The 13119-nt window shown below is 70.9% G+C and carries 10 protein-coding genes; 6 read left to right on the top strand and 4 right to left on the bottom strand.

From position 1 onward, the window contains the following. Positions 1-68 precede the first annotated feature (68 nt). The 3 genes from uxaC (at position 69) to AB1K54_RS00610 (ending at position 4888) form a co-directional block, all read left to right on the top strand. Positions 69-1571, top strand: a complete 1503-nt coding sequence (gene uxaC, locus AB1K54_RS00620) for a glucuronate isomerase (protein ID WP_371200752.1) — start codon at positions 69-71, stop codon at positions 1569-1571. 133 nt (positions 1572-1704) lie between these two features. Next, complete coding sequence (manD, locus tag AB1K54_RS00615) at positions 1705-2937, top strand: D-mannonate dehydratase ManD (protein ID WP_371200751.1); 1233 nt, start codon at positions 1705-1707, stop codon at positions 2935-2937. Then, positions 2927-4888 (top strand): alpha-glucuronidase, encoded by a 1962-nt coding sequence (locus AB1K54_RS00610; RefSeq protein ID WP_371200750.1) that lies wholly within the window; start codon positions 2927-2929, stop codon positions 4886-4888. Before manD ends, AB1K54_RS00610 begins: the two co-directional genes overlap by 11 nt. A 3-nt stretch (positions 4889-4891) precedes the next feature. Here AB1K54_RS00610 and AB1K54_RS00605 read toward each other — a convergent pair whose 3' ends face one another. The 4 genes from AB1K54_RS00605 to AB1K54_RS00590 all read right to left on the bottom strand — a co-directional run bounded on the left by AB1K54_RS00605 (position 4892) and on the right by AB1K54_RS00590 (position 9420). Then, a complete protein-coding gene (locus AB1K54_RS00605; protein WP_371200749.1) occupies positions 4892-5626 on the bottom strand; it encodes a glycosyltransferase in 735 nt (244 codons plus the stop codon). 91 nt (positions 5627-5717) lie between these two features. Next, positions 5718-7433: a sugar ABC transporter substrate-binding protein gene (locus AB1K54_RS00600; RefSeq protein ID WP_371200748.1), complete on the bottom strand. Its 1716-nt coding sequence runs from the start codon at positions 7431-7433 to the stop codon at positions 5718-5720. Positions 7434-7468: 35 nt separating this feature from the next. After that, the gene (locus AB1K54_RS00595) at positions 7469-8362 is read right to left on the bottom strand and encodes a carbohydrate ABC transporter permease (protein ID WP_371201150.1); all 894 of its coding nucleotides are present in this window, start codon (positions 8360-8362) and stop codon (positions 7469-7471) included. 32 nt (positions 8363-8394) lie between these two features. Continuing rightward, positions 8395-9420 (bottom strand): ABC transporter permease, encoded by a 1026-nt coding sequence (locus AB1K54_RS00590; RefSeq protein WP_371200747.1) that lies wholly within the window; start codon positions 9418-9420, stop codon positions 8395-8397. A gap of 185 nt (positions 9421-9605) precedes the next feature. On the opposite strand from AB1K54_RS00590, the gene AB1K54_RS00585 reads away from it, so the two are divergent. The 3 genes from AB1K54_RS00585 to AB1K54_RS00575 all read left to right on the top strand — a co-directional run bounded on the left by AB1K54_RS00585 (position 9606) and on the right by AB1K54_RS00575 (position 13077). Beyond that, on the top strand, positions 9606-10634 hold the full coding sequence (locus AB1K54_RS00585; protein ID WP_371200746.1) for an acetylxylan esterase: 1029 nt from the start codon (positions 9606-9608) through the stop codon (positions 10632-10634). Beyond that, a complete protein-coding gene (locus AB1K54_RS00580) occupies positions 10631-11941 on the top strand; it encodes a mannitol dehydrogenase family protein (RefSeq protein ID WP_371200745.1) in 1311 nt (436 codons plus the stop codon). Before AB1K54_RS00585 ends, AB1K54_RS00580 begins: the two co-directional genes overlap by 4 nt. 128 nt (positions 11942-12069) lie before the next feature. Further along, positions 12070-13077, top strand: coding sequence for a LacI family DNA-binding transcriptional regulator (locus tag AB1K54_RS00575; RefSeq protein ID WP_371200744.1), 1008 nt, complete (start codon positions 12070-12072; stop codon positions 13075-13077). Positions 13078-13119: the final 42 nt, after the last annotated feature.

The raw sequence follows: 13119 nt of genomic DNA, 5'->3' as shown, positions 1-13119 counted from the left end.
AGCGATCTTCCCCGATCGCACCGCTCGGACACTAGGATAACAACGTTTACATCCGGAGGAACACCGCAATGACGCCGACATCCGAGCGCCCGCCCGCCGATCGCGGGTGGTCGTGGCATCCCGATCGCGCCCTGCCCGCCGACCCGGGCGTGCGCGCCGTCGCGCGACAGGTGCTCGACGCGACCCAGGGGCTGCCGATCATCTCGATGCACGGGCACGTCGATGCGACGATGCTCGCCCTCGACGCGGCCTTCCCCGATCCGGCGACGCTGCTGGTCACCCCCGACCACTACATCACGCGCATGCTCGTGTCGCAGGCGACCTCGCCCGGCCCCGTGCGCGACGCCGGGGTGCGCTCCCCCGCCGACCTCGGGGTCGGACCGGGCGCCGACGCCGACCCTCGCGAGATCTGGCGGCGTTTCTGCGCCGGATGGACGGCGCTGCGCGCCACGCCCACCCGGTACTGGCTCGAACATGTGCTGCACGACGTGTTCGAGGCATCCGTCGCCCCCTCGCCCGAGACGGCCGACGACCTCTTCGACCACATCGCCGAGCGCCTCGCGCGACCCGAGTATCGCCCGCGCGCGCTCTTCGAGCGCTTCGGCATCGAGGTGCTCGCCACGACCGATCCGCCCGACTCGCCCCTCGACGCGCACGCCGCGCTGGCCGCCGACGGGTGGGGCGGCCGCGTGATCCCGACGTTCCGTCCCGACGTGCTGCTCGAGCCGGGGCTCGCCGGATGGCGGGGCGAGCTCGACCGGCTGAGCGCCGCCGCAGAGATCGACGCGCACTCGTACGACGGATTCCACGACGCGCTGCGGGCGAGGCGTCAGGCGTTCATCCGCGCCGGGGCGCGCGCCACCGACCACGGGCACCTGCGCGCCGACACGACGCGTCTTTCCGCCGCCGATGCCCGGGCCCTGTTCGCCGCCGCGCTGCGCGAACCGCTCGCGGCCGAGGCATCCGCCGCCCTCACCGCCCATCTGCTGTTCGAGCAGGCCGCGATGTCGGCAGACGACGGACTGGTCATGCAGCTGCACACCGGCGTGCTGCGCGACCACGACCGCGGTGCGGCGGCCGCGCACGGGCCGAACATCGGGTTCGACATCCCTGTCGCCGGCGAGTTCACGCGGGGGCTGCGTCCGGTGCTCGAGGCGTTCGGCAGCCACGAGAACTTCCGGCTCATCGTGTTCACCGTGGACGAGACCGTCTCCTCGCGCGAGCTCGCTCCGCTCGCCGGCGCGTATCCCGCGATGCGGCTCGGCGCCCCGTGGTGGTTCCTCGACGCCCCCGACGCGATGCGCCGCTTCCGCGAGGCCGTCACCGAGACGGCGGGCCTGCGCAACACGAGCGGGTTCGTCGACGACACGCGCGCGTTCTGCTCGATCCCCGCCCGTCACGACCTCGCCAGGCGAGCGGATGCCTCGTACCTCGCGCGCCTGGTCGCCGAGCACCGCCTCGACTTCGACGAGGCGATCGACACCGCGATCGACCTCGCCTACCGCCTGCCCAAGGAGAGCTACCCCGTGCCCGAGACCGCCGCCCGCCCGCTGCCGGAGACCGTCGCATGAACGCCGACGCCCCCCGCGCCGCACAAGGACACCTCGCCAGACGAGGACATTCTGCGAAACGAGGATGCCTCGGCCGAACTCGTCCTCACCTCGGCGTTTCTCCTCGTTCGGCGAGCCGGCCCGGGGCCGTCGCATGACCGCCGGCACCCGCATCCGCTCGGTGGAGGTGCTCATCTCGAGCCCCTCCCGCAACTTCGTGACGCTGCGCATCACGACCGAGGACGGCGTCACCGGCCTCGGCGACGCGACCCTCAACGGCCGCGAGCTGTCGGTCGCGTCGTACCTGCGCGACCACGTCGCCCCGTTGCTGATCGGCACCGACGCGCACCGCATCGAAGACACATGGCAGCTGCTGTACCGCGGCGCCTACTGGCGCCGCGGCCCCGTCACGATGACCGCGATCGCCGCGGTCGACGTGGCGCTGTGGGACATCAAGGCCAAGCGCGCCGGCATGCCGCTCTACCAGCTGCTCGGCGGCGCGTCGCGCGAGGGCGTGCTCGTGTACGGCCACGCGTCGGGGCGCGATCTCGCGGCACTGCACGACTCGGTGCGCACCCTCACGTCGGCGGGCTTCCAGGCGATCCGCATCCAGGCCGCGGTGCCCGGCATCACCACCGTGTACGGCGTGTCGAAGGTGTCGACCGGGCGCTCGTCGTACGAGCCCGCCGGCCGCGGCGCGCTCGCGGTCGAATCCGGCTGGGACACCGACCGCTACCTGCGGTTCGTTCCCGAGATGTTCGCGTCGGTGCGCGAGGAGTTCGGCGCCGAGCTGCCGCTCCTGCACGACGGGCACCACCGCATGACCCCGATCCAGGCCGCGCGGCTCGGCAAGGACCTCGAGCCGTACCGCCCGTTCTGGCTCGAGGACTGCACGCCCGCCGAGAACCAGGAGGCCCTGCGCCTCGTGCGGCAGCACACCACGACCCCGCTTGCGATCGGCGAGGTCATGAACACGGTGTGGGACTTCCAGACGCTCATCCGCGAGCAGCTCATCGACTACGTGCGCGCGTCGGTCGCCCACACCGGCGGCATCACGGGTCTGCGGCGCATCTTCGACTACGCCGCGCTCTACGGCGTGCGCTCGGGAAGCCACGGCGCGACCGACATCTCGCCCGTCGGCATGGCGGCGGCGCTGCACCTCGACCTCGCGATCAACAACTTCGGCATCCAGGAGTACATGCAGCACGACCCGCTCGTGGCCGAGGTATTCCACTCCGCGTATACGTTCGAAGGCGGCTACCTGCACCCCGGCGACGAGCCCGGCATCGGCGTCTCATACGACGACGACGCGGCCGCCCGCTTCGCGTACGAGCCCGCGTATCTTCCGGTCGCGCGGCGCGTCGACGGGACCATGCATGACTGGTGACGCGGGCACGCGAGTCGCCCCGCCCGCCGAGCATGCGATGTGGCTTCCGGATGCCGCCACCGCCCACCTCTCGGGCCGCAGCGTCGCGGTGCGCGGCGCCGGGGCGCTGCTCGACACGGTGCGCCGCGAGGCGCAGCGCGCGGGGATGACGTTCGTCGACGCGGGCGCGCAGCTCGTCGTCGAGGCATCCGCCGCCACAGGCCCCGAGGCGTTCGAGATCTCGCGCGCAGACGGCACGACCCGCGTGCGCGCCGGCGGCGAGGCGGGCGCGCTGTACGGCTGGTTCCACATCGTGCGGCTCGGCGCCGCCGCGTTCGCGGACGACCTGCCGACGACGACGCACGAGCCGCAGCACGCGCTGCGCATGCTCGACCACTGGGACAACCTCGACGTGCACCCGGTCATGGGCCAGGTCGAGCGCGGCTATGCAGGCGGCTCGATCTTCTTCGAGGGCGGGCGTGTGCGCGGCGACCTCTCGCGCGTCGAGCGCTACGCGCGGCTGCTCGCGTCGATCGGCGTCAACCGCGTCGGGCTCAACAACGTCAACGTACACCGCCGCGAGGCGCGGCTGCTCACCGACGACATCGGCGAGGTCGTGCGCCTCGCCGAGGCGTACCGCCCGTGGGGCATCCGCGTGCACCTGTCGGTGAGCTTCGCCGCCCCGATCACGCTCGGCGGCCTCGACACCGCCGACCCGTTCGACGCCGACGTGCAGCGGTGGTGGGCGGATGCCGTGGACCGCGTGTACGCGGCGATCCCCGACTTCGGCGGGTTCGTCGTCAAGGCCGACTCCGAGGGGCAGCCCGGGCCGTTCGCGTACGGCCGCGACCACGCCGACGGCGCGAACCTGCTCGCCCGCGCGCTCGCGCCGCACCGCGGCCTGCTGCACTGGCGCGCCTTCGTCTACAACCACCAGCAGGACTGGCGCGACCGTCGCACCGACCGCGCCCGGGCGGCATACGACCACTTCGCGCCGCTGGACGGCCGCTTCGACGACAACGTGATCCTGCAGGTCAAATACGGACCGATGGACTTCCAGCCGCGCGAGCCCGTCTCGCCCGTGATCCCCGCGATGCGCCAGACCGCCGTCGCGCTCGAACTGCAGGTCACGCAGGAGTACACCGGCCAGCAGCGCCACGCCGTCTACCTCGCGCCGCAGTGGCGCGAGATTCTCGGCTTCGCGCCGTTCGGCGACGACGGCCCCGCGTTGGCCGACCTCGTGCGCGGAGGCATCGCGGCGGTGTCGAACGTCGGCGACGACCCGTTCTGGACGGGGCATCCGCTCGCCCAGGCGAACCTGTACGCCTATGGCCGCCTGGCGTGGGACGCGCGCCTGCACCCCGGTGCGATCCTCGACGAGTGGATCGCGCTCACCTTCGGCCACGACCAGGCTCTGCGGCGCGGCATCCGATCGATCCTGGATGACTCGTGGCGCACGTACGAGGCGTACACCGCGCCCCTCGGCGTCGGGTTCATGGTGACCCCCGGATCGCACTACGGTCCGTCGGTCGACGGCTACGAATATTCCCCGTGGGGCACGTACCACTTCGCCGACCGCGACGGCGTGGGCGTCGACCGCACCGTCGCGACCGGCACGGGCTACGCCGGTCAATACCCCTCGCCGTGGCGCGAGAGGTACGAGTCGCTCGAGACGGTGCCCGACGAGCTGCTGCTGTTCTTCCACCATGTGCCGTACACGCACCGGCTGCGCAGCGGAGCGACGGTGATCCAGCACATCTACGACACCCACGCCGACGGCGCCGCCGCGGTCGACCGCATGATCGCCGAGTGGGACTTGCTCGACGGGCGCGTTCCCTCCGACGTGTTCGCGCGTGTGCGGGGGCTGCTGGCCGAGCAGCAGCGGTCCGCGCGCGAGTGGCGAGACCAGGTGTGCACCTACTTCTGGCGCAAGTCCGGGATCCCGGATGCCGCGGGGCGGGTCATCCCGTAGCCGTCAGCCCGGCGGCTGATCGCCTCGCTCGTGCGCTGCGTCGGCCGCGGCATCCGGCGCCAGGAACCGCTCTTCGATGTCGCGCTCCATCGGCCGCGCGGTGACCCGCGCGAACCCGACGAAGATCGACGCGGTGAGCGCGACGAACCAGCCTGACGCGAAGAACGTGAGGGCGACGGCGACGATGAGAAGCGACGCGAAGCCGAGTCCGACCAGCGGGCGCGCCGCGAGGTAGTACGACGCGAGGCGCGCCACGTCGCGCGCGCGGAACGAGAACCACGAGCAGATCACCACGGCGATCCCCGCCCAGACCGCCAGGACGGCCAGCAGCACCCACGAGATCACCACGAGCAGGGCCGGCACCCCCGCGGCCGGGCCGAACGCGATGCCGATGCCGACGGCGGCGCCGACTGCGACCACCGGGATCCATACCCACAGCACATCGGCCACGTTCATGCGCCAGCCGCGCCAGAAGCGCGGCCACGGGTTCTGGTCCGGGCCGCGCGTGCCGCCGCGTAGCGCGTAGAGCGCGGCCGAGAACGCGGGCGCGAACGGCACCGCGCACAGCGCGTACAGCGGAATGCTGCCCGGCTCCGGCACGACCAGCGCGAGGCCGACCAGCCCCGGCGCGGCGGCGAGCAGGAAGCCCGCCTCGACCATGAGGTACCAGTACACGGATGCCGCGACCCGCCCGATCCGCGTATCGCGGGGGTCGGGGGTGCTCGCTGTGGGGGCCATGTCGACCATCCTTCCTGTCGGCCGCCCGCATGCGAAGGTCCGGTTCCGTCCACTCGGGGGTGTGGACGGAACCGGACCTCCGGCCGTGCGGCTACTTGTCGGAGTCGCCGCCGCCGGCCAGCACCTCGGCCTGCCGCTTCTGCGCCTCGTTGAGCATGGTGATGTATTCGTCCATGTTCGCGGCCTTCAGCTCACCGATGTACGCATCCCACTCGCTGAGCGGACGGTCGCCGTTGATGAACGCAGCCGTGTTCTGGCGCACGATGTCCAGCAGCGCGGTCTTCCACAGGCCCGCCTGCTCGTTCTCGATCTCGTCGAGCGGAGCGGACGGAGCGGTCTGAAGCTGCGTCTTGGTGAGCATCGTCTCGACGAAGTCGAGCGTCTCGGGCAGCATCATCGAGGTCCGCAGGTCCTGCGTGGCGCCCTCGGCCGGCATGAACGCGCCGTTGGCGAAGCCGCCGTCGACGTTGAGCAGCTTGGTCGCGCCCGGGTTCAGCAGGTTCGTCGCGCGGTCCCAGTCCTTCGTGAAGGTGCGGGTGTCGCCCTTCTTGGTGAAGGTCTCGTCCTCGACGCCCCACTTCGCGAACTCGAGGCCCTCATCCGAGTAGTACAGCCAGTCGACGAACTGCAGCAGCGCCTTGAAGTGCTCGCTCTCGGCCGCCTTGGCAGAGAGCATGAGCCCCGGCAGGCCGTCGACGCGGCCGCCCGAGGCGAGGTTGTCACCGGCGGGGCCGGCGGGCACGCGGATGAGCGCGACCTCGGCGTCGGTGTTGCCGACCTCGGTGAAGGACTGCCGCGCGGTGGTGAGGAACTGGTCGTTGCCCGAGATCACGAGCGAGTTGCCGTTGAAGAAGCTCGCCTTGGCGTCGTCGTCGGTCTGCGTCACGCTCGACTTCGTCATGAGGCCGTCCTCGACGAGGCCGTGGTAGTACTCCAGCAGGTCCTTGTACTCGTCGGTCGCACCCGCGTAGACGAACTCGTCGCCGGTCCACCAGCCGCCCGAACCCGCGGACAGGCCCCAGCCGGCGGTGATGCCGAAGTTCGGCGCCGCGAAGTTCAGCGCGCCGCCCAGCGGGTCGGGGCTGTTGAACTCGTCCGAGATGACGTCCTTGTCGGGGTAGGCCTTGTGCACCTTCTCGAGTTCGGCCTTGAAGTCGTCGAACGTGTCGGGCTCGTAGCTGAGGCCGAGTTCGTCCCAGATGTCCTTGCGGACGACGTACGAGTACTGCGGGACCACGACCTCGGAGACGCCCGGCAGCAGGTAGAACTTGCCGTCGGCCTGGCGCAGGTTGTCGATGTCCTTCTGCAGGCCCCACTTCTCGACCTTGTCGGTGAAGTTGGGCATGTACTGCGTGAAGTCGCTGATCGGCAGAAGTGCGCCGCCCGCGACGAACGGGGTCTCCTGGCCGGGGTAGGTGACGGTGATGATCTCGGGGGCGTTGCCCGAGGCGACCGCCGCGGAGCGGGCGTCCTCGTAGCCCACGCGGGGAGCGCTCTCGATGTCGAACGAGACCTTGTTGGTGCCTTCGAGCGCCTGGAAGATGGGCCAGTCCTCGTTGAGCGGGTAGGCCTCGTGGTCGCGGTAGAAGATCGAGAACTCGACCGGCTCCGACGCCACGAAGGTGTCGCCGACGCCGAAGTCGGCCATCGCGCCGACCTCTTTGCCGGTGAAGTCGAAGCCGCTCTCCTCGGCCTCTCCGCCGCCGGCGCCGCAGCCGGACAGCACCAGGCCGCCGGCGGCGAGGGCGGCGGTCAGGGCGATCGCGCCCTTGCCGCGGCGCGTCATCGCGCGTGCTCGCTGTGTCATCTCTGGGGATTCCTCTCGTTTTTTCGGGGGATGGTTCAGGCTTTGACCGAGCCGAGCATGACGCCCGACACGAAGTACTTCTGAAGGAACGGGTACAGGCACAGGATCGGGAGTGTCGTGAGCAGCATCGTGACCGCCTTGACGTTCGCCGCGATCTGGAGGCCTTCGTCCGATCCCGCGGGGGCGGATGCCGCCATCAGCAGATTCCGCAGGTAGACCGTGACCGGGTAGAGCTCGGGTTTGCTCATGTAGAGCACCGCCGAGAACCACGAGTTCCAGAACGTCACGGCGTAGAACAGCACCATCGTCGCGATGACCGCCTTGCTCAGCGGCAGCACGATCTTCCAGAGGATCCCGTAGGTGGTGAGCCCGTCGATCGAGGCGGCCTCTTCGAGGTCTTCGGGGAAGTTCTCGAAGAACGACTTCATCACGAGCAGGTTGAAGATGCTGATGGCGTTGGGGATGACGATCGCCCAGATCGTGTTGCGGAAGCCGAGCGAGTTCACCAGGACGTAGTTCGGGATGAGCCCGCCCGAGAAGAACATCGTGAACACCGCGAGACCGACGAAGAACGCCCGGCCCTTGAGCCGCTTCTTCGACAGCGCGTACGCGAACGTGGTGGTGAGCACCATCGCGATCGCGGTGGCGACGGTGGTGTACACGACGGTGTTGCCGTAGTTGCGCCAGAACAGCGGGTCGGACATCACCATCTGGAACGTCGTCAGGTTGAACCCGCGCGGCCAGATGCTCACCTGACCGGCGTTGATGTAGCCCTGCGAGCTGAACGCGACGGCGAGGACGTTCAGGAACGGGTACAGCGTCACGAAGCAGATCGCCACGAGCGCGACCACGTTCAGGACGCGGAATGCCGTGTAGCCCGCGGAGTCCTTGACGCCCCCGGTCGTCTGGCGGCGGAACAGGCGCGACATCGCGCGGTCGGGCTGCGTGCGCAGGCTTTCGGTCACCACAGGCTCGATCCCGTCACTCGGCGTGAGATGGCGTTGGCGCTGAGCACGAGCGTGAGCCCGATGAGCGCCTCGAACAGACCGATCGCGGTCGCGTACGAGAAGCTGCCCGACCCGATGCCGACGCGGTACAGATAGGTCGCGATGATGTCGGCGGTCGAGTAGATGAGCGGGTTGTACAGCAGCAGCACCTTCTCGAAGCTGACCGACATGAACGTGCCGATGTTCAGGATGAGCAGCACGATGATCGTCGGGGCGATGCCGGGAAGGGTCACGTGCCACGTCTGCTGCCAGCGGTTGGCGCCGTCGATGCGCGCCGCCTCGTAGAGCTGCGGGTCGATCGTGGTGAGCGCGGCGAGGTAGAGGATCGTGCCCCAGCCCACCGTCTGCCAGATCTCGGAGCCGACGAAGATCGGGCGGAACCACTCGGGCTGCTGCATGAACTCGAGCGGCTCGCCGCCGAGCCCTTCGATGATCTGGTTCACGGCGCCGCGCGACGACACCAGCTGCAGCACCATTCCTGCCACGATCACCACCGACATGAAGTGGGGCAGGTAGCTGATCGACTGCGCGACGCGCTTGAACTTCGCCGAGCGCAGTTCGTTGAGCATGAGCGCGAGGATGATCGGCAGCGGGAAGATCAGGATGAGGCACAGCGCGCCGAGGATCAGCGTGTTGAAGAACACGCGCCAGAACGTCGGGTCCTGGATGAACATCTCGAAGTAGCGCAGGCCCACCCACTCGTCGCCGAAGATGTTTCCGCCCGGCCGATACCGACGAAACGCGATGATGTTGCCCGCCATAGGGATGTACCGGAAGATCACCAGGAACGCCACCGGCAGGATCAGCAGCGTGTAGAGGCGCCAGTCCCGCTTCAGCGCCGTGCGCCACGTGAGGGCGGCCATGTCACGCGTGCGGCGGAGCCCGCCCGGACGACGCGGGTCGCCTCCCGGCTGCTGGGCGTCCTCCTCGGACTCCATTTCGATCGCCGCCGCAATGGCGACGTTGCTGCTGACCGACATGCGCTCCCTTGCGGCTGTCTTCGGCGGCATCCGTGCGCACCGAAAGTTTCGTGATACTGGGCGATACATGTTGAACATAAACGCCCGCCGATCGCAATGTCAACGTTTTCATTGTATCTTTTCCTGACTGTGACATTCCGGGCCGGCGACGCCGCCGCGCCGTTCCGCACGCCGAGAGAAGACGCATGCCCCGCTTCGATCTGTCCCCCGCGCAGCTGCGCGAGTACCGCCCGCCCGTGTCCGAGCCGGCCGACCTCGACGCCTTCTGGGCACGCACGATCACCGAGGCGCGCGCGGCCGGGCGGCCGGTGATCCGCGAACGCGCGGATGCCCCGCTCGCCCTGTTCGACACGTTCGACGTCGTCTTCTCCGGGTTCGCCGGCGACCCCGTGCGGGCGTGGCTGGTGCTGCCGCGCGGGGTGCGGCATCCGCTCCCTGCCGTCGTGGAGTTCGTCGGCTACGGGCGCGGACGGGGCCTGGCCCATGAGCGTCTGCACTGGCCGGCTGCCGGGTACGCGCAGCTCATCGTCGACACGCGCGGCCAGGGCAGCGAATGGGGAACGGGCGGCGAGACCCCCGACCCGCACGGCTCGGGTCCCGCGGTGGCGGGGTTTCTCACCCGCGGCATCGACGACCCCGGCCACTACTACTACCGGCGCGTGTTCACCGACGCGGTGCGCGCGATCGACGCCGTGCTCTGCTTCGACGAGGTCGACCCGGATCGGGTCGCCGTCACCGGCAACAGCCAGGGCGGCGCCATCGCGATCGCCGCGGCGGCGCTGCACGAACAGGTCGCGGCGGCGCTGCCGACCGCCCCGATCCTGTGCGACCTTCCCCGCGTCGTCGGGCTCACCGGCGCCGAGCCGCACCACGAGATCGTGCGCTACCTGGCCGTCCACCGCGGCGCCGAGGAGCGCGTGTTTCGCACCCTCTCGTACTTCGACGGCGCGCACCTCGCGGCGCGCGCGAACGCAGCCGCGCTCTTCGGCTGCGGGCACATGGACACGATCGCCCCGCCGTCCGGCGCGTACGCCGCGTTCAACCGCTGGGGCGGCGCCGACCGCGAGATGGCGGACTACCCGTGGAACCACCACGAGGGCGGCGAGGGCGTGCACTGGCTGCGCCAGGCAGCGTGGCTCGCCGCGCGCTTCGGCGCACCCGAGGCCGAGGCATCCGCCCTGCCGCCTGCCGCCGGCGCCGGAACCGCCCGATGAGCGCCCCCCGCCTCTCGCGCACGGCGCTCGCCGCCGCCGGCCGCCCGCTGGCCGCCGCCCCGGTTCGCATCGTTCACCTCGGGGCCGGCGCGTTCCATCGCGCGCACCAGGCCTGGTACACGGCACGGGCGACGGATGCCGCGGACTGGGGCATCGCCGCCTTCACCGGGCGCAGCGACCAGGTCGTCCGACGCCTCGCCCCGCAGCGCGGCGTCTTCACGCTCGTCGAGCGCGGCCCGCAGCACGACCGGTTCGAGCTCGTGGGCAGCATCGCCGAAGTCCATCCCGCCGCCGACCTGCACCGGTTGCGCGCGCTCGTCGCCGCACCCGAGACGGCCGTCGTCACCCTCACCGTCACCGAGGCGGGCTATCGCCTGCGGCCCGATGGCGAACTCGATCTCGACGACCCCGACGTGGCCGCCGACATCGCGGCCCTCGCCGGCGACGGCCGTCTGCTTCGCACCCCGCTCGCGCGGCTGCTGCGCGCGCTCGACGACCGCCGCCTCGCGCACGCGAACCCGCTGGCGATCGTGCCGTGCGACAACCTGCCCGCCAACGGCGAACGGGTGCGGCGGGCCCTCGCCTCGCTCGCGCGGGCGGCGGGGGTGGCGGATGCCTCGGCCGTGGCATCCTTCGTCACCACCAGCGTCGACCGCATCACGCCTCGCACCACCGCGGCCGACCTCGACGCCGTCGAGGCCGGCACCGGATGGCGCGACGAGGCGGCCGTGGTGACCGAGCCGTTCACGGACTGGACGCTGTGCGGGCAGTTCCCCGCCGGCCGCCCGCAGTGGGAGGCCGCCGGCGCGCGGTTCGTCGACGACATCGAGCCGGCCGTGCGGCGCAAGCTCCTGCTGCTCAACGGCGGGCACCTCGTGCTCGCGTTCGAGGGCCAGCGGCGCGGCTGCACGACGGTCGCCGACGCGATGCGCGTGCGCGAGTGCCGCGCCGCGCTGGAGCGGTTCTGGGACGAGGCGGACCGCACGTGCGGGGGCGGCAACGCCGAGTACCGCGCGCAGCTGGTCGCGCGTTTCGAGAACCCGCGGATCGAGCACGGCCTGGCCCAGATCGCCGTCGACACCGTGACCAAGCTGCGCCTGCGCGTGCTGCCGGTCGTGCGCGCCGAACGCGCCGCGGGCCGCTCGGCGGCGGGCGCGGCGGGGGTGGTCGCGGCGTGGGCGGCGTGCCTTCGCGACGGCCTGGCCACCACCGCGGGCGATCCCGCGGGCGCATTCGCGGCGCTCGCCGAGGCGGCCGACGAACGGGATGCCGCGTTCCTGGCATCGGCGGCCGTCGGTGAGCGATAGGTTCGATGTGCGCAGGATGCGGCATCCGGAATGCACGAAACTATCGCCATATCTGCCGAAAGTCATGCACAATCGGTAGTGCGGGCACTGCCGCCCGCGCTTCCCCCCGCTTCTGAGGATCGAGAGTCATGGCTGACACCCCGCGGATCACCCTCGCCGCCATCGCCGAAGAGGCAGGAGTGTCGCTCGCGACGATGTCGAAGGTCCTCAACGGCCGAACGGATGTCTCGCCCTCGACGCGCGCGCGCCTCGAGGAGCACCTGAACCGCCACGGCTACACACGACGCAAGACCAGCCAGCCGCACGAGTTCGTCGAGCTGGTGTTCCACGAGCTCGAGCCGAGCTGGTCCATGGAGGTCATCGAGGGCGTCGAAGAGGTCGCGCACGGAGCCGGGCTCTCGGTGGTGCTCACCGTCTCGGGCGACCGCCACTCGCCCGACCCGCACTGGATCGACGGGGTGCTGCGCCGCCGGCCCGCCGGCGTGGTGCTGGTGTTCTCCGAGATCTCGGCGCCGCAGCGCGAGAAGCTGCACTCGCGCGGCGTGCCGTTCGTGATCGTCGACCCCGCGGGCGACCCGTCGCCCGACGTGCCGTCGGTCGGCTCGGCGAACTGGTCGGGCGGGCTCATGGCCACGCGCCACCTCATCGAGCTGGGCCACCGCCGCATCGCCGCGATCACCGGCCCCGAAGACATGATGTGCTCCCTCGCGCGCATCGACGGCTACCGCTCGGCGATGAACGCCGCGGGGCTTTCGATCGACCCCCGGTGGATCCGCTTCGGCGACTTCCACCCGGGCGGCGGCGAGCGGCACGCGCGCGAACTGCTGGCCGCGGATGACCCGCCCACGGCGATCTTCGCAGGCAGCGACCTGCAGGCGATGGGTGCGATCTCGGCCGCCACCGATGCCGGCCTGCGGGTGCCCGACGACCTGTCGGTCGTCGGCTACGACGACATCGCGCTGGCACGCTGGATGAGCCCGCAGCTCACGACCGTGCATCAGCCGCTGCGGCGCATGGGCGAAGAGGCGACGCGGCTCGTGCTGCGACTGTCCGAGGGCGCGAGCGTCGAGACGCTGCGCATGGACCTCGCCACCCACCTCGTGGTGCGCGGCAGCACCGCCCCGCTCGGGGTCTGAGGCGGCGCCGGGGCCGTGCGCGCTGCGCCGGCGCGGACTCGG

It is taken from the genome of Microbacterium sp. BWT-B31 (assembly GCF_041379855.1).
In the GTDB taxonomy this organism is placed as follows: domain Bacteria; phylum Actinomycetota; class Actinomycetes; order Actinomycetales; family Microbacteriaceae; genus Microbacterium.
This window is presented reverse-complemented; position numbering and strand designations above follow the sequence as displayed.